At 73.7% G+C, this 16,669-nt stretch carries 12 protein-coding genes; 7 read left to right on the forward strand and 5 right to left on the reverse strand.

The window, feature by feature from the left end; translation table 11 throughout:
* Positions 1-56 precede the first annotated feature (56 nt).
* Together SM793_RS34205 and SM793_RS34210 are read right to left on the reverse strand one after the other, a co-directional pair.
* Positions 57-1,187 (reverse strand): sensor histidine kinase, encoded by a 1,131-nt coding sequence (locus SM793_RS34205; protein ID WP_045939224.1) that lies wholly within the window; start codon positions 1,185-1,187, stop codon positions 57-59.
* Between the two features lie 89 nt (positions 1,188-1,276).
* Complete coding sequence (locus tag SM793_RS34210) at positions 1,277-2,014, reverse strand: response regulator transcription factor (RefSeq protein WP_093864899.1); 738 nt, start codon at positions 2,012-2,014, stop codon at positions 1,277-1,279.
* Between the two features lie 549 nt (positions 2,015-2,563).
* Between SM793_RS34210 and SM793_RS34215 the strand changes: the two genes are divergently transcribed.
* From SM793_RS34215 to SM793_RS34230, 4 genes are all read left to right on the forward strand, one after another.
* Positions 2,564-3,352 (forward strand): rhomboid-like protein, encoded by a 789-nt coding sequence (locus SM793_RS34215; protein WP_320442231.1) that lies wholly within the window; start codon positions 2,564-2,566, stop codon positions 3,350-3,352.
* 259 nt (positions 3,353-3,611) lie between these two features.
* Entirely contained in the window at positions 3,612-6,107 is a 2,496-nt protein-coding gene (lon, locus tag SM793_RS34220; RefSeq protein ID WP_320442232.1) for an endopeptidase La, read from the forward strand.
* Between the two features lie 131 nt (positions 6,108-6,238).
* Positions 6,239-6,772, forward strand: coding sequence for a GtrA family protein (locus tag SM793_RS34225; protein WP_320442233.1), 534 nt, complete (start codon positions 6,239-6,241; stop codon positions 6,770-6,772).
* 39 nt (positions 6,773-6,811) lie between these two features.
* Complete coding sequence (locus tag SM793_RS34230) at positions 6,812-8,026, forward strand: ROK family transcriptional regulator (RefSeq protein WP_320442234.1); 1,215 nt, start codon at positions 6,812-6,814, stop codon at positions 8,024-8,026.
* A gap of 98 nt (positions 8,027-8,124) precedes the next feature.
* Here SM793_RS34230 and SM793_RS34235 read toward each other — a convergent pair whose 3' ends face one another.
* A complete protein-coding gene (locus tag SM793_RS34235; RefSeq protein WP_320442235.1) occupies positions 8,125-9,222 on the reverse strand; it encodes an ABC transporter permease in 1,098 nt (365 codons plus the stop codon).
* A 111-nt stretch (positions 9,223-9,333) separates the two neighbouring features.
* Between SM793_RS34235 and SM793_RS34240 the strand changes: the two genes are divergently transcribed.
* Both SM793_RS34240 and SM793_RS34245 read left to right on the forward strand, forming a co-directional pair.
* Positions 9,334-9,807, forward strand: a complete 474-nt coding sequence (locus SM793_RS34240) for a MarR family winged helix-turn-helix transcriptional regulator (RefSeq protein WP_320442236.1) — start codon at positions 9,334-9,336, stop codon at positions 9,805-9,807.
* Positions 9,808-9,937: 130 nt separating this feature from the next.
* Entirely contained in the window at positions 9,938-11,491 is a 1,554-nt protein-coding gene (locus SM793_RS34245; protein WP_320442237.1) for an MDR family MFS transporter, read from the forward strand.
* A 136-nt stretch (positions 11,492-11,627) separates the two neighbouring features.
* On the opposite strand, the gene SM793_RS34250 is transcribed toward SM793_RS34245, so the two are convergent.
* Together SM793_RS34250 and SM793_RS34255 are read right to left on the reverse strand one after the other, a co-directional pair.
* A complete protein-coding gene (locus SM793_RS34250; RefSeq protein ID WP_320442238.1) occupies positions 11,628-11,882 on the reverse strand; it encodes a hypothetical protein in 255 nt (84 codons plus the stop codon).
* A gap of 29 nt (positions 11,883-11,911) precedes the next feature.
* Positions 11,912-13,105, reverse strand: coding sequence for an anion permease (locus SM793_RS34255; protein WP_320442239.1), 1,194 nt, complete (start codon positions 13,103-13,105; stop codon positions 11,912-11,914).
* Positions 13,106-13,440: 335 nt separating this feature from the next.
* On the opposite strand from SM793_RS34255, the gene SM793_RS34260 reads away from it, so the two are divergent.
* Entirely contained in the window at positions 13,441-15,183 is a 1,743-nt protein-coding gene (locus SM793_RS34260; RefSeq protein WP_320442240.1) for an NlpC/P60 family protein, read from the forward strand.
* The last annotated feature ends 1,486 nt before the right edge of the window (positions 15,184-16,669 follow it).

Below are 16,669 nucleotides of genomic sequence, written 5' to 3' on the forward strand. Positions count from 1 at the left end.
CCCCCCCCCCCCCCCGGGGGGGGGGGCCGGGCCCCCCCCCCCCCCCCGCGGGGCGGTCAGCGCGGGCCGGGCAGCCGGACCTCGATCCGGCAGCCGCGCGCGGCCTCGGCGACCTCGATCCGCCCGCCGTGCAGGTCCACCGCCCAGCGGGCGATGGCCAGGCCCAGGCCGGTGCCGCCGTCGGAGCCGGGGCCGGCCGCGGTCGCGGTGCCGCTGCGGCCGAACCGCTCGAAGACCCTGGCCCGGTCCGCCGCCGGGATGCCGGGACCCTCGTCCTCGACCTCCAGCAGCAGGGCCCCGGGCCCCTCGTCGGGTCTGGCCCGGACCGTCACGGTGCCGCCGGGCGGGGAGTGCTTGCAGGCGTTGTCCACCAGGTTGGCCACCACCTGGTGGAGCCGTTCGGTGTCGGCGACGCCGGTCAGCCCGGCCGGGCTCACCTCCAGGGCGAGCCGGACGTCGCCGCGCCGGGAGAAGGCCCCGCCGGCCGTGGCGCCGTCCACGGTGACCCCGCGCAGCACGCCGTCCAGGAACTCGCGCACCTCGAACGGGCGGGCGTCCAGGTCGACCACACCGTCGTCGATCTTGGAGAGGTCGAGCAGGTGGGTGACCAGCCGGCCGAGCCGCTCGGTCTGCTCCAGCGCGGCACCCAGGGTCGCCGGGTTGGGCTGGACGACGCCGTCGACCACGTTCTCCAGCACGGCCCGCAGCGCGGCGATCGGCGTGCGCAGCTCGTGCGAGACGTTGGCCACCAGCTCGCGCCGGTGCCGGTCGGCGGCCTCCAGGTCGGACGCCATCTGGTTGAAGGTCGCGGCGAGCTCGCCGATCTCGTCGCGCGAGTTCACCTCGACCCGGCGGCTGTAGTCGCCGGAGGCCATCGCGCGGGCGGCGGCGGTCATGTCGCGCAGGGGGGCTGTCAGCCCGTGCGCGAGGAACTGCATGAAGAGCAGCGAGGCGATCATCGAGAAGATCATGATGATCCGGATCTGGGTCTCGGACCGGATCGCCACGACCACCATGCCGGTGGCCAGGAAGACCGAGACGATCACCAGGAGGGCGAGTTTGCCCTTGATGGAGCGGACCGGGTCGAGCGGCCGGATGTCGGCCCAGACCCGTTTCGCGGCGCGGGCGGCCAGGGTGGGCGGCCGACTGCCGTCGATGTCCCCGTTGCGTTGCTGTGGAAAGGTCATTGGTCCCCTGTGGTCCCGCGCGTGGGTCCGCCGCACGGCGGTTCGGGACAACGGGCCCCCCGGCGGCCCGGTGTCCGAGGGTGGTGCCGCTACGAGAGCGGGGCCTCCAGCGCGTACCCGACACCGTGCACGGTGCGGATCCAGCTGGCGCCGATCTTGCGGCGCAGTGCCTTGACGTGGCTGTCGACGGTCCGGGTGCCGGACGCGTCCGTCCAGTCCCAGACCTCGGCCAGCAGCTGCTCACGGGTGAGCACGGCGCGCGGCTGGGCCGCCAGGCAGGCGAGCAGGTCGAACTCGGTCGGCGTCAGGTGGACGTCGCCCGAGGCCAGCCGGACCCGGCGCTGCACATGGTCGATCTCCAGCTCGCCGAAGCGCAGGCTGCCCAGCGCGGGCGTCCGGGCGGCCTGCTGGGCGCGCTCGACGCGGCGCAGCAGCACGTTGACCCGGGCGGCCAGTTCGCGCATGGAGAAGGGCTTGGTCATGTAGTCGTCGGCGCCGACGCCGAGGCCGACCAGCAGGTCCGTCTCGTCGTCCCGCGCGGTGAGCATCAGGACCGGCACCGGGCGCTGGGCCTGGATCCGGCGGCACACCTCGAGGCCGTCGAAGCCGGGCAGCATGATGTCGAGGACGACGAGGTCCGGCTGCCAGGTGTGGAAGCCGTCGACGGCGCCGGGGCCGTCGTGGGCCACCGCCACCTTGAAGCCCTCCGCGCCCAGCCGGGCCGCGATCGACTCGGCGATCGTGGGCTCGTCCTCCACCACCAGCACTCTGCGCTGGCTGCTCACCGTGCCGCCGGTGTTCTGGTTGTCCTGCTGAATTTCTGTCACGGTCACGCCACCGCCCCCAGGGCTGCGGGCCGGCCACCTGTGGGGATGGCGAAGGCTCCGCTTCGTAGTCTTGTTCCGTCGTGGACTGTGCCGGGTCCGCCGTCCCGTCGCGTGCGCGGGCGACGGCGAGGGCGTGGGCCGCTCTCCGTCTCCCGTACACCTCGCAGCGTACGGACCGCAGGTGATTCCCGGCAGGTGGACCGGACATTTCCGGCCCGCGGGCCGGCCTGTCGGACCGGTTTTCGGGCCCACCGGGAAGTGGGCACGGGCCGATACCTTACCCGGCGTTTTTTCACTCCGTAACGGTACGTATGCACATGAGTTGACGCCAAGCCGCCGGTCAGGGCGGAAAGCGGCCCCGAGAGGGGGCGCAGGTCTGGACCAATGCCGACCGGTGCGGACCCCGGATCCTCACGGCCTTCTCCCAGCGGACTCCCAGGCACCGGACGTAACGTGGCCACGACAAATTCGTGGGGGTGGGATTTCCGGTACGCGCCGGTACGTTGGATACGCGCGGGTGACGGCTGCGGGCGTTGGAGCGGAGGCGGCATGACGGAGCGGCAGGCGCCCGCGGGGCGCGGCGGGCCGCCGTACGGGATGCTCCGGGCCGGCCTGCGGACCGGCGCGGTCGACTGGATCCTGGCCCGGGTGCCGACCCTGCGGCGCAATCCCTTCGCCCTCGGCTACCTCGCCGTGGTCGGCGCCACCACCACTTTCGCCGGGCTGGCCGACCCGGAGCTGGTGCTCCGGCTCCAGGAAGCCTCCAGCTCGGACGGGCACAACCTGTTGCGGCACCCGCTGCGCGCGCTGCTGTTCAGCGGCTTCTGGGTGGCCGGTCCGGTCTGGATGCCCTACCTCTGGGCCTTCGCCTTCACCGTCGCGCCGCTGGAGCGCCGGGTCGGCCCCGGCCGGGCGGCCGCGGTCTTCGGGGCCGGGCACGTCGCCGCCACCCTGCTCTCCCAGGGCGTGGTCGTCGTCGCGGTGGAGGCCGGGCGGCTGGAGCCGGCCGCCATGGACCACCTCGACATCGGTGTCAGCTACGGCGTGCTCGCCAGCCTCGGCGCGCTGGCCGGGCTGCTCCGGCCGGCGGGGCGCACCGCCGTGCTCGCGCTGGCGGTGGTGCTGGTCGCCGAGCAGATCGCCGCCGACCGGGACCTCGTCACCGGGGTCGGCCACCCGGTGGCGCTGCTGGCCGGGGTGGCGCTGTGGCGGTGGCTGCGCCGCTGGGAGGGCCACCGGCCGCGTCGTGCCCCGGTCGGGCTGCCCGCCGAGCTGTCGCGGCCGGCGTCCACGTCCCCGGCCCCGGCCCGGGGTGCCGCGGTGCCGGGCCGCTCCTGATCCCGGGTGGCGGGGGTGCTCCCGGATCCGCCCGGCGGGTGGCGGGGATGCTTCCGGATCCGCCCGTCGGACGGCGGGGACGCTCCCGGATCCGCCCGGCAGGATCGCCTCCCGGTCCGGTGCCGGGCCTTTTTTGACAGCTCCGCGACAGCCCGCGCCGATCCGCCGTGTTCGCTCATGGCGAACAGGTGGCGGGGAACATCCGGGGCCCGCCAAGCCTTAGTCAGGGCGACTCAAGTTCGCTGACTGGGGAGAGATCATGGCATCGACGTCCGCACCGCTCACCCTGCCCGTGCTGCCGTTGGACGACGAGGTCGTCCTGCCGGGCATGGTCGTTCCGCTGGACCTGAAGGACGCCGAGGTCCGCGCCGCCGTCGAGGCCGCGCGCGCCGCCGCCACCGGAGGCGCCGGGAAGCCGCAGGTGCTGCTGGTCCCGAGGGTGGACGGCTCCTACGCGGCGGTCGGCACCCTCGCCACCGTCGAGCAGGTCGGCCGGCTGGCCGACGGCCCGGACGGGATCGGGCAGCCGGCCGCGCTGGTCCGGGCGGTGCGCCGGGTGCGGATCGGCGTGGGCACCACCGGGCCCGGCGCCGCGCTCTGGGTGGAGACCACGCCGTTCCGCGAGTCCTCGGTCGGCACCCCGGTGGCCGGCCGGGCCGCCGAGCTGGTCAAGGAGTACAAGTCGCTCTCCACCCAGTGGCTGCGCCGGCGCGGCGCCTGGCAGATCGTCGACCGGGTGGCCGCGATCGAGGGCGTCGGCGAGCTCGCCGACAACATCGGCTACGCGCCCTTCGCCACCGCCGAGCAGAAGCTCAAGGTGCTGCTGGAGGCCGACCAGGTCGCGCGACTGGAGTACGCGCTCGGCCTGCTCCGCGACCACCTCGCCGAGGAGGAGGTCAACGACACCATCCGCAAGGACGTCGAGGAGGGCGTCGCCAAGCAGCAGAAGGAGTTCCTGCTCCGCCGCCAGTTGGAGGCCGTCCGCAAGGAGCTGGCCGAGCTGAACGGCGACCCGGCCGACGAGGAGGACGACTACCGCACCCGGGTCGAGGCCGCCGACCTCCCGGAGAAGGTCCGCGAGGCCGCCCTCAAGGAGGTCGACAAGCTGGAGCGGGCCAGCGACCAGTCGCCCGAGGGCTCCTGGATCCGCACCTGGCTGGACACCGTGCTGGAGCTGCCCTGGAACGAGCGCACCGAGGACAGCTACGACATCGCCGGCGCCCGCGCGGTGCTGGACGCCGACCACGCCGGCCTGGCCGACGTCAAGGACCGCATCGTCGAGTACCTGGCCGTCCGCAAGCGCCGGGCCGAGCAGGCGGCCGCGGCGGGGCAGGCGGCGGGACAGGCGGCGGGGCAGGCCGCCGGGGAGCAGCAGGACGGACCGGGCGGGGCCGTTCCCCCGAAGGGCGGCGGCCGGCGGGCGGGCGGCGCGGTGCTCGCGCTGGTCGGCCCGCCCGGGGTCGGCAAGACCTCGCTCGGCGAGTCGGTGGCCCGCGCCATGGGCCGCACCTTCGTCCGGGTCTCGCTCGGCGGCGTCCGGGACGAGGCCGAGATCCGCGGCCACCGCCGCACCTACGTCGGCGCGCTGCCCGGCCGGCTGGTCCGGGCGCTCAAGGAGGCCGGCTCGATGAACCCGGTCGTCCTGCTCGACGAGATCGACAAGGTCGGCTCCGACTACCGGGGCGACCCGGCCGCCGCCCTGCTGGAGGTGCTCGACCCGGCGCAGAACCACACCTTCCGGGACCACTACCTGGAGGTCGAGCTGGACCTCTCCGACGTGGTCTTCCTCGCCACCGCCAATGTGCTGGAGTCCATCCCCGAGCCGCTGCTCGACCGGATGGAGCTGGTCCGCCTGGACGGCTACACCGAGGACGAGAAGGTCGTCATCGCCCGCGACCACCTGCTCCCGCGCCAGCTGGAGCGGGCCGGGCTCAAGGGCGAGGAGGTCGCGGTCCACGAGCCGGCGCTGCGCAGGCTGGCGGGCGAGTACACCCGCGAGGCCGGCGTCCGGAACCTCGAACGGGCGATCGCCCGGGTGCTGCGCAAGATCGCCGCGCAGACCGAGCTGGGGGAGCGCGAGCTGCCCGCCGCGATCGGCGCGGAGGAGCTGCGCGCCCTGATCGGCCGGCCGCACCACGTGCCGGAGGCCGCCCAGGAGCCCGCCGAGCGCCGCACCGCGGTGCCCGGGGTGGCGACCGGCCTGGCGGTCACCGGGGCCGGCGGCGACGTCCTCTACATCGAGGCCTCGCTCGCCGACGCCGAGACCGGCGGCACCGGGCTCACCCTGACCGGCCAGCTGGGCGACGTCATGAAGGAGTCCGCACACATCGCGCTCTCCTACCTGCGCTCGCGCGGGGCCGAGCTGGAGCTGCCGGTCACTTCGCTGCGCGACCGGGGAGTGCACCTGCACATCCCGGCCGGCGCCGTCCCCAAGGACGGTCCGAGCGCCGGTATCACCATGACCACCGCGCTGGCCTCGCTGCTCTCCGGGCGCAAGGTGCGGACCGATGTGGCGATGACCGGCGAGGTGTCGCTGACCGGGCGGGTGCTGCCGATCGGCGGGGTGAAGCAGAAGCTGCTCGCCGCCGACCGGGCCGGGGTCACCACGGTGATCATCCCCCGGCGGAACGAGGCCGACCTGGACGACGTCCCGGCCGAGGTGCTGGCGCGGCTCACCGTGCACCCGGTCGCCGACGTCCGGGAGGTGCTGGGGCTGGCCCTGGAGCCGGCCGAGGTGCTGGCCGCCGTCGCCTGACCCGGTCCGGGCCTCCTGGCCGGGGGCTCCTCCCCGACCCCCGGCCCCGTCCGACGGCCCCCCGCCCCGGAGCCCGTCCCGCCCGGTTCGCCGGACGGGACGGGCTCCGTGCGCCGTGCCAGACTGCGAAGATGCCGTCCCTCACCCAGCGCGTCCTGGCCCGGGTGCCGGGCCGGGTCCGTCCGGCCCTGGTCCGGCACCGGCGGCTGGTGAAGTTCCTGCTGGTCGGCAGCGGCTGCTTCGCCCTGACGCTGCTGATCAACTACGCGCTGCGGTTCACCGTCCTGCCGGGGAAGCCGGTGCTGGCACTCACCGCGGCGACCGTGGTCGGCACCGTCGTCTCCTACCTGCTCAACCGGCGGTGGTCCTTCCGCTCCCCCTGGCGACGGCGCGAACCCCTGCTCTTCGTGCTCGTCAGCGCCGTCGCGATCGCCGTCAACGACCTGCCGCTGATCGCCTCGCGCTACCTGCTGGACCTGCGCGAGCCCCGGGTCAGCCCGTTCACCCAGGAGCTGGCCGACTTCCTGAGCGGGATGGTGCTGGGCACCTTCGTGGCGATGCTGTTCCGGTTCTGGGCCATGCAGCGCTGGGTCTTCACCCGCGTGGAGCAGCCCGGGGCGGGAAGCCCCGCGGGCGTCCCGGCCCTAGGCTCGGAAGGGCAGTGAGCCGTGGCCGGAGCGGGTGGGCGTGATGCGTGATGCGTGATGCGTGAGACGGACGGCGCCCCGACCGGGCCCGCGAGCCAGCAGGGGATGCGCCGGGCCAATCTGGCGCTGGTGCTCGGTGTGATCGCGCGCGCTCCGCGCTCGCGCGCCGAGGTGGCCGCCGGGACGGGGCTGACCAGGGCCGCGGTCTCCTCGCTCGCCGAGGAGCTGATCGGGGCCGGACTCGTGGTCGAGGAGGGCCCGGCCGCGCCCAGCGGCAAGGCCGGCCGGCCCGGCACCGCGCTCGGGCTCAACCCGGACGGCCCCGGCGGCCTCGGCGCCGAGATCGGGGTGGAGCACCTGGGCGCCTGCGTGGTCGACCTGCGCGGCGAGGTCCGCGCCTGGCGCCGCCAGGAGATCCGCAACCGGGGCCGGAGCCCCGCCGCCGTCATGGCCGACCTCGCCGAACTGGTCCGCCGGGCCGCCGCCGAGGCCGGACCGCGCCCGGCCGGGCTGGCCCTGGCCGTGCCCGGCCTGGTCGGGGTCGACGGCGCACTGCTCCAGCGCGCCGCCAACCTGGGCTGGGAGGAGGTGCCGCTCGCCACCGAGCTGCGGCTCGCGCTGCGCGCCGCCGGAGCCGGGGAGCTGGCCGAGCTGCCGCTGCGGGCCGACAACGAGGCCAACCTCGGCGGGCTCGCCGAACTCTGGCTCGGCGGCGGGCCGGCCCACTTCCTGCATGTCTCCGCCGAGGCCGGGATCGGCTCGGCGATCGTGGTCGAGGGCCGCCTGCTGCGCGGCGCGCGCGGCTTCGCGGGCGAACTGGGGCACGTCCCGGTGCGTCCGGACGGTCCGCGCTGCGCCTGCGGGGCGCACGGCTGCCTGGAGCAGTACGCGGGGGAGTCGGCGGTGCTGCGCGCGGCCGGTCTCGAGGGCATCCGGGGCGACTGGGTGGCGCTGCTCGCCGAGCGGGCGGAGGCCGGGGACGAGGAGGTGCGGCAGGCGCTCGCCGGGGCCGGCGCCGCGCTGGGGATCGCCTCGGCGGGCGCGGTCAACCTGCTGGACCCGGCGGAGGTGGTGCTGGGCGGCGGCTACGCGCAGCTGGCGCCCTGGCTGCTGCCCGCGATGCGGGCCGAGCTGGCCGCCCGGGTGACCGTCCGCCCCTGGGCGGACGAGCGGCTGACGGTCTCCCGGCTGGGCCGCCGCGGCCCCCTGCTGGGAGCCGCGGCGGGGGTGGTCCGGTCGGTGCTCGCCGATCCGGGCCGGCCGAGGGCCTGAGAGCCTCAGCGCTTGAGGGCCTCAGGGCTTGAGAGCCTTTCGGCCTCGGGCCTCGGGCCTCGGGCCTGTGGGCCTTGGGCGGTCGGGCGCCGGGACGGTCAGCTCTCGACCAGCTCGCGGCTGCGGTGCGAGGGCCGGCGCAGGACGGCGGCGAAGGTCACCGCGATCCCGGCCAGGGCCCAGGCCAGCAGCACGAGCAGCGGCTTGGTCAGCGCGGTGCCGTCGAAGTAGGCGAGGGAGCGGGTCGCGTCGGTGCCCGCGCCGTTCGGGAACCAGGCCCCGATCGCCCGCCAGAACGGCGGCATCAGCGGGGGCGGGAAGACGCCGCCCGCGCTGGGGTTGCCGAGCACCACGAAGAGCAGCACCGCGACGCCGATGCCGACGATGTCGAACAGGCACTGCAGGGCCATGGTGAACGCGCCCACCGAGAAGACCACCAGCGCGCCGACGGCGGACATCGACCAGAACGGCCCGGGCAGCGCGCCCAGCACCGACTTGACGATGATCGCGCCGCCGATGCCGGCCGCGACCGAGTAGAGCGCCAGCGTGCCGAGGCGGATCAGCGCCCGGTCGGTGTTGGCGGGCTTCGCCCCGGCGCTGACGCCGAGGATGGAGGCGACCAGGTAGCCGCCGACGCACCAGCCGATCACCAGGTAGAAGGAGGACAGGCCGTTGGCGTCGCCCTTGGCCAGGGGCACCACGTCCTCGACCTTCACGGTGCGGCCCTGGGTCTTCTCCAGGCCGGTGACGATGCTCTCGGCGGCCCGGGCGGCGGACGGGCCGCGCGCGTTGGCGACCAGCAGCACGTCCTCGGTGGAGGCCGGGTCCACCACCAGCGCGGCGTAGACCTTCTGGTCCTTGATCCGCTCGGTGGCGGTCGCCGCGTCCGGCGCGGTGACGGCCTTCACGGCGCTGTCCGGGACCGACTCCAGGCCCTGGACGAACTTGGGGGCGACCTGCGGCGGGGCGACCACCGCGATCGACAGCTCGTGCGGCGCGGGGTGGTGCAGGGCGCCCACGTAGGAGGTGACGAAGCCGAGCTGGAGCAGCAGCACGCCGATGACCAGCAGCGCCGCGCGCGGGGTGACCGCGCCCTTCAGCTCGGCGACGAAGCCCTTCCTCGGTTCCGGGGCCGGTCCCTTCGTCGGCTCCGGCGTCGGCTCCTGCCCTGCTTCTTGCCCGGGGGCGGCGGTCATGCACATCTCCTTGCGTAACGGGGGAAACCGGATACTTAATAGCATGAACTAGTTTCCTCTGTGTTTCTCCCGCGCCGCAGCGGCCCGGGCGGGCTGCGGGATACTGGCGCGGTGAAGGTGCCGAACGAGGAGCGCGACGAGCAGCCCCTGCTGGCCGTGGAACGCGAGGTCGGGGTGCTGTTCCGCCGCGGCCGGGCCCGGGTGGCGGAGCTGTCCCGGCGGGTCCATCCGCAGCTGGAGGGCATGGCGTACAGCCTGCTGGGCCATGTCGAGCAGGCCGGGCCGGTGCGGGTGACCGATGTCGGCGTGCACTTCGCGGTCGGCAAGGCGACCATCAGCCGGCAGATCCGGGCGCTGGAGGAGCTGGGCCTGCTGGCCCGGGAGGCGGACCCGCTGGACCGCCGTTCGGCGCTGGTGTCGCTCACCGAGGAGGGCCGGCGGCGCTTCCTGGCGGCCCGGGATGCCCGGATGGGCCGGGTGCGGGAGCTGATGGCCGACTGGTCGGAGGAGGACGTGCTCCGCTTCGCCGAGCTGCTGCACCGCTTCAACGACGTGGTGGGCGAGGCGGCCGTGCCGGCCGGCTGAGGTCGGCGGGCGGACCGCGCGGGGAGCCCGGACCGGGACCGGTCCGGGCTTTACTTGTTCTTGAAGAATGTTGCCCAAGTCAACCATCTCGGCTTATGGTTGTGTCAGGCAACTATTCCGAAGGATTTCGATGACCGCCACCGCCACCCCGACTGCCTCGACCGGAGCCGCCGCCGCCACCGACCAACCGATGACGCACCGGCAGGTCATGGAGGCGCTCTCCGGCCTGCTGCTGGGCCTCTTCGTCGCCGTGCTCTCGTCGACCGTCGTCTCCAACGCGCTGCCCCGGATCCTCACCGACCTGCACGGCGGCCAGTCCGCCTACACCTGGGTGATCACCGCGACCCTGCTCACCCTCACCGCCTCCACGCCGATCTGGGGCAAGCTCTCCGACCTCGCCAGCAAGAAGCTGCTGCTGCAGATCGCGCTGGTCATCTACATCGCCTCCTCCGCGCTGGCCGGCTTCTCCCAGAACACCGGCCAGCTGATCGCCTGCCGCGCCCTCCAGGGCATCGGCGCCGGCGGCGTCACCGCGCTCGCCCAGATCTGCCTGGCCGCGATGGTCCCGCCGCGCGAGCGCGGCCGGTACAGCGGCTACTTCGGCGCCGTCTTCGCCCTCGCCACCATCGGCGGCCCGCTGATCGGCGGCGTCATCGTGGACACCTCCTGGCTCGGCTGGCGCTGGTGCTTCTACGTCGGCATCCCGTTCGCGCTGGCCGCCATCCTGGTGCTGCAGCGGACCCTCAAGCTGCCGGTGGTCCGGCGCAAGGTGCGGATCGACTACCTGGGCGCACTGGTGATCACCGGCGCGGTCAGCCTGCTGATGATCTGGATCACCCTGGCGGGCAAGAACTACGCCTGGCTCTCCTGGCAGACCGCGGCCATGGTCGGCGGCGGGCTGCTGCTCGGCGCCCTCGCCGTCCTGGTCGAGCGCCGCGCCGCCGAGCCGATCATCCCGCCGCAGCTGTTCCGGCACCGGACGGTCACCCTGTCCGCGCTGGCCAGCGTCCTGGTCGGGATCGGGATGTACGGCGCCACCACGTTCCTGAGCCAGTACTTCCAGCTCGCCCGGGACAAGTCCCCGACCGTGGCCGGCCTGATGACCCTGCCGATGATCCTCGGCCTGGCCGTCTCGTCCACCGTGGCCGGCCGGATGATCACCAAGTACGGCCGGTGGAAGGCCTACCTGGTCGCCGGCACCCTGCTGCTCGCGATCGGCTTCGCCCTGCTCGGCACCGCCCGGGCCGACACGCCCTACGGCCTGCTCTCGGTCTACATGGCGGTCACCGGCGTCGGCCTCGGCCTCACCATGCAGAACCTCGTCCTCGCCGTGCAGAACACCGTGCCGCGGGCCGAGCTCGGCGCGGCCAGCTCGGTGGTCACCTTCTTCCGCACCATGGGCGGCGCGATGGGCGTCTCCGCGCTCGGCGCGCTGATGAACAACCGGGTCGGCCACTACCTCGCCGAGAACCTGGCCGCGGCGCACGTCCCGGCGTCCGGCGGCGCGCTCGGCGGCGGCATCCCGGACCTGCACAAGCTGCCCGCGCCGCTGGTGCCGCTGGTCACCGACGCCTTCGGGCACGGGGTCGGGGTGGTGTTCCTGGTCGCGGCGCCGTTCGCGCTGCTGGCCTTCGTCACGGTGCTGTTCATTCGCGAGACGGTGCTGCGCACCGCCCAGGACTGATCCGCGCGGCGGCCGGACGGCGTCCGGACGGCGGCCGCCCGGCATCCGGACAGGGGGTACGGAAACGGCCGGAGGGCCGGGAGTGGTGGTCCACTCCCGGCCCTCCGGCCGTTCGGTGCGGGGCCGTGCGGCGGGGCTACTTGCCCGCGATCAGCGACAGTCCGTAGAGGACGGCGGCGCCGCAGACGGCGAAGCAGCTGTAGGCGCCGGCCAGGGCCAGCCGGCCGCCGTTCGCCGGGGCGTTCGGGCCGGCCGCCGCGCGCTGCGCGGTGAGCGAGGCCTCGCGGCGGGAGAGGGCCAGGATGCCGAGTGCGAAGACGGCGACGACGGCGACGGTGATGCCGAAGCTGACGCCTGCGGTCTGGGCCAGGGCGTTCCACTTGATGTGCATGGTGTTTCGAGCTCCTCAGCCGGCGGCGGTCAGGCCGCGACCGTGGTCGAGGCGGGGGTCGGGGTGGCGGACGCGGCCTGGCCGATCTCGACCGGGGTGACGTCGGTGACGTCGGTGATGTCGTCGGCGGTGACGTTGTCCGCCCCGACCGGCTGGCGGCGGGAGAGGACCCACATGGCGCCCGAGCCGGCCACCAGGGCGACGCCGACCAGCGCCACGCCCCAGTTGCCCTGCTCGGCGAGGAAGGCCGCGAGTCCGCCCACGGTGGCGGCGGCGGGCAGGGTCAGGCCCCAGGTGTAGACCATGCGGCGGACCAGGCCCCAGCGCAGCTCGGCCTTCGGGCCGCCGAGGCCGGCGCCCATGATGCCGCCGGAGCAGACCTGGGTGGTGGAGAGGCCGAAGCCCATGTGCGAGGAGGTCAGGATGACCGTCGCGGCGGCCGACTCGGAGGCGAAGCCCTGGCGCGGGGTGATGTCCGCGAGGCCCTTGCCCATCGAGCGGATGATCCGCCAGCCGCCCATGTAGGTGCCGACCGCGATCGCGGCGCCGGCCGAGATGATCACCCAGGTGGGCGGCAGCGCGCCCTTCGGCAGGGCGCCGACCGAGACCAGGGTCAGGGTGATGATGCCCATCGTCTTCTGGGCGTCGTTGGTGCCGTGCGCCAGCGAGATCAGCGAGGAGGAGAAGATCTGGCCGGTGCGGAAGCCCTTGCCGACGGCCTCGTCCTTGCTCTTGCGGGTGATCGCGAAGGCGAGCTTGGTGGCGCCCCAGGCGGCCAGGCCGGCCACCAGCGGGGAGGCGACGGCGGGGATGAGGATCTTGCTGACGACGGTGTCGAAGTTGACACCGTTGACGCCGACGCCGACGACGGTGGCGCCGATCAGGCCGCCGTAGAGCGCGTGCGAGGAGCTCGACGGCAGACCGCGCAGCCAGGTCAGCAGGTTCCAGAGGATCGCGCCCGCCAGTGCGGCGAAGATGATCTCCGGATGGATGCCGGCCTTCTCGTTGACGATGCCGCCGGAGATGGTGGTGGCGACCTTCACGGAGAGGAACGCGCCCGCGAAGTTGAGGACGGCCGCGATGGTGACCGCGACCTTCGGCCTGAGGGCTCCCGTGGCGATGGAGGTGGCCATCGCGTTGGCGGTGTCGTGGAACCCGTTGGTGAAGTCGAAGGCGAGCGCCGTGATGATCACAACGGCCACCAGGAACGAGATGTGTTCCATACCCAAACAATCGTCGTAGTTGTCGCACAGACGTTGGCGTTGTTCGCGACGGTAGGGATCGTTGATGAACGGAAGGTGAACAGGCATCGGAATCGTGGTTCCGATGGTGACTTGGGGGTGGCCAGGACCTTTCCAGGGGGTGCCGCCTGCCGCGCTGAGCTGGACATTAGTGGAGATCTGCCCGGTTCGCCCGTTTTGCTGAGAGCTGTCTCACAACGGGACGAAGAATTCACCGGGCCGTACGGGGTGCGGTCTGTTTCCGGCGAGTAACCCATGGCAGGATCTGCGGAGGTCCGGGGACCCCGGAGCGTGGGCTGACGGGGAGGACAGGACCTATGGGCGGCGGGGTACGACAAGCGGAACCGAAGGACGGACGACGAGCGGGCAACGGCGGCGGACGGCCGGCCTGGGTGCGGGCCGCGCTGCGCTGCGGCGCCGTCCTCGCGGCCGCCGCGCTGGCACTGCCGCTGGCCGCCGGCGCGGCCTGGGCCGACCCGGCCCAGCCCACCCCCGGCGCCACCGCGCCCGGAGCGCCCGTGACCGACCCCGGCGGTGACCCGCTCGCCGCCGCCAAGGCCACCCTCGGCCCGCTGCTGGACCAGCTGCACGCGCTCTACCAGGGCGCCGAGGCCGCCACCGAGCAGTACAACGGGGCCGTCGCCAAGGTCACCGAGCAGCAGGCCGCGCTCACCGAGCTCAACTCCAAGCTGGAGCGCCAGGAGAAGCAGGTCGACGCCGGCACCGACATCGCCGCCCAGCTCGCCGCCGCCCAGTACCGCAACGGCGCCGCCTCCGCCTACGCCGAGCTGCTGCTCTCCAAGGACCCGTACGAGGCCGTCACCATCGCCGAGCTGCTCGCCACCGCCAGCCGCTCGCAGAACGAGTTCCTCGCCAAGCTGACCTCCGACCGCGACGCCCTGGGCGTGCTGCGGAAGCAGAACGAGGAGGCGCTCAGCACCTCGCAGGCCCTGGTCACCCAGCAGGACTCCGCCAAGGCCAAGGTCGCCGCCGACCTCGCCGCCGTCGAGCAGCTGGTCTCCTCCCTCACCGGGGCGCAGCGCGCCGAACTGGAGCAGGTCGAGAAGGCCAAGGCTGACGAGGCCCAGCTCGCCCTCCTCGCCTCCGGGGTGCTCGGCCAGGGCGAGCGCACCCCTTCGCTGGCCGGCCGGGCCGCCGTCGCCTTCGCGCTCGCCCAGCTGGGCAAGCCGTACGTGTGGGGCGGTGCCGGTCCGGACGTCTTCGACTGCTCGGGGCTCACCTCGCAGGCCTGGCTGCACGCCGGCAAGCCGATCCCGCGCACCAGCCAGGAGCAGTGGGCGCAGCTCCAGCACATCCCGCTCAACCAGCTGCGGCCCGGTGACCTCGTCATCTACTTCGAGGGCGCCACGCACGTCGCGATGTACATCGGCGGCGGGCTCGTCGTCCACGCGCCGCGACCGGGTTCGTACGTCAAGGTCGGGCCGATCGGGGCCAACCCGGTCCTCGGCGCCGTCCGTCCCGACCCGGACGGCACCGCCGACGAGGCGGGCGGCTCCTGGAAGGTGCCGGAGCTGCCGGCCGGCTGGGACGCGGTCACCCCGATCGCGTCCAGCCCGCTGAACCAGCCGCCGGTTCCCGAGGGCACCGTGGTCCCGCCGGTCGTGCCCGCCCTCCCGGGCACCCCGACGACCACGCCGGCCCCCACCACCCCGGGCACGCCCGACCCGGGCACCCCGAGCACTCCGTCCGACCCGGGTACCCCGACCACCCCGACCACCGGGGTCCCGACCGACCCGGGTACCGGCACCCCGACGACCACGCCGACCGGGACGCCTACGGGTACCCCGACGGGCACGCCCACCGGTACGCCTACTGGTACGCCTACCGGCACCCCGACCGGGACGCCCACGGGCACGCCCACCGGGACGCCGACGGGTACCCCGACCGGCACGCCCACCGAGACGCCGACGGGTACCCCGACCTCGACCGGCACAGGCTCGCCCACCGCCTCCGGCTCCGCTGCGGCCACGGCTTCGGGCACCGCCTCGGCCACGGCCTCCGGCACCACCACGGGAACGCTCCCGCCCAACCAGCACTGACCGGGTGGCGGACCCCGGGTCCGCTCACCCCACCCGCACGGCCCGAGGCCGGGCTTCGAGACCCCTCGAAGCCCGGCCTCGCCGCTGCTCGGAGGCGCTGCCTTGGCGGCCGCTCACCGACGCTGGTTGTTGTGGTGCGGGCGGAGGCCGGCAGGAGTAGGAAGTCGATGCCGCCGACTCCCTACTCCGGGGTCTTCCTCCGGTGGCTCCCTTGCGGGCAGCAAGGGCCACCGGACCCGAGTCACTCCACGTCACCCGACCCTCGCCCAGCCCGAGAGAGGGAGAGCCGCTCACCACCCGTTGTTCCTGCTCCGGGGGTCTTTCTCCGCCGGCAGCCACCGGAGCGCGCCAGTGGAAGGTCGGGGAGGCTGACTTCCTACTCCGTCCTGGGGGCTGACCGGCTCATGGTTCAGTGCGGATCTGCGTGAGCTTGCTGGTCCTCGTTCCGGTGCCCCTTGCTGCGCGCAAGGGGCACCGGACCCGAGCCGTGCCAGCGGGGGAGTAAGAAGTCGGACTGGCCGACTTCTTACTCCGCATCGCCCGACCCCAGCTGGCTGCCCCTCGCTCGGTCCGAGCGAGGGGCAGCTGCTTATGGCCTGCTGTTTCTCGTGCTGAGGTCGATGAGCAGGCAAAGCAGGAAGTCGACAACGCCGACTTCCTGCTGCGGGGGCACGCGGTGAGAGTCGTTTCCGGTGGCTCCCTGCTCCGCGCAGGGAGCCACCGGAGCACGGCTGCCTGTGCAGTGTCCCCGTCTGTGGGCAGCCGCTTGCCGACGCCGTTCCTTCTGGTGAGGTCCGGGGGCCAGCGGGAGCGGAAGGTTGATGCTGCCGACTTCCTGGTCCTGAGCCTTCTTCCGGTGGCTCCCTTGCTGCGCGCAAGGGAGCCACCGGACGCGAGTCACTTCATGTCACCCAATCTCAGCTGGCTGCCCCTCGCCTGGTCCGAGCGAGGGGCAGTTGCTCAAGTCGAAGACCAGGCGGAGTGGAAAGTTGAGGTGGCCGACTTCCTGCTGCTGGGGCACGCGGTGAGAGCCCTTTCCGGCGGCCCCTTGCGCGGCGCAAGGGGCCACCGGAACACGGTGAGGGGCGGTGACCAGGAACACCCAAGCTCCAGGCGTGGACTGGGAAGTCGGACCGGCCGACTTCTTACTCCGCATGGCCCGACCTCAGCTGGTTGCCCCTCGCTCGGCCCGAGCGAGGGGCAGCCACTCAAGTCGAAGACCGGACGGAGCAGGAAGTCGACGAGGCTGACGTCCTGCTCCTGGGGCACGTCGTGAGAGTTGCTTGCGGTGGCCCCTTGCTCCAGGCAAGGGGCCAGCGAGCACGGTGAGGGCGCGCGTTGGGCGGTAGCTCACGGCGTGGGGTGGGAAGTCGGACCGGCCGACTTCCTGCTCCACGTCATCCAGCCTCAGTTGACTGTGCCTCGCTCGGGCCGAGCGAGGCACAGTCGCTCGCCCTCCGCGGGTCGTGGGTCTTTCTTCGGTGGC

It is taken from the genome of Kitasatospora purpeofusca, from assembly GCF_034043715.1.
GTDB lineage: Bacteria > Actinomycetota > Actinomycetes > Streptomycetales > Streptomycetaceae > Kitasatospora > Kitasatospora purpeofusca_A.

Coding starts and splice junctions, on each gene's coding strand:
- SM793_RS34205 (WP_045939224.1), bottom strand. CDS start 1,187: ATGACCTTTCCACAGCAACGCAACGGGGACATCGACGGCAGTCGGCCG.
- SM793_RS34215 (WP_320442231.1), top strand. CDS start 2,564: ATGACGGAGCGGCAGGCGCCCGCGGGGCGCGGCGGGCCGCCGTACGGG.
- lon (WP_320442232.1), top strand. CDS start 3,612: ATGGCATCGACGTCCGCACCGCTCACCCTGCCCGTGCTGCCGTTGGAC.
- SM793_RS34225 (WP_320442233.1), top strand. CDS start 6,239: ATGCCGTCCCTCACCCAGCGCGTCCTGGCCCGGGTGCCGGGCCGGGTC.
- SM793_RS34230 (WP_320442234.1), top strand. CDS start 6,812: ATGCGTGAGACGGACGGCGCCCCGACCGGGCCCGCGAGCCAGCAGGGG.
- SM793_RS34235 (WP_320442235.1), bottom strand. CDS start 9,222: ATGACCGCCGCCCCCGGGCAAGAAGCAGGGCAGGAGCCGACGCCGGAG.
- SM793_RS34245 (WP_320442237.1), top strand. CDS start 9,938: ATGACCGCCACCGCCACCCCGACTGCCTCGACCGGAGCCGCCGCCGCC.
- SM793_RS34250 (WP_320442238.1), bottom strand. CDS start 11,882: ATGCACATCAAGTGGAACGCCCTGGCCCAGACCGCAGGCGTCAGCTTC.
- SM793_RS34255 (WP_320442239.1), bottom strand. CDS start 13,105: ATGGAACACATCTCGTTCCTGGTGGCCGTTGTGATCATCACGGCGCTC.
- SM793_RS34260 (WP_320442240.1), top strand. CDS start 13,441: ATGGGCGGCGGGGTACGACAAGCGGAACCGAAGGACGGACGACGAGCG.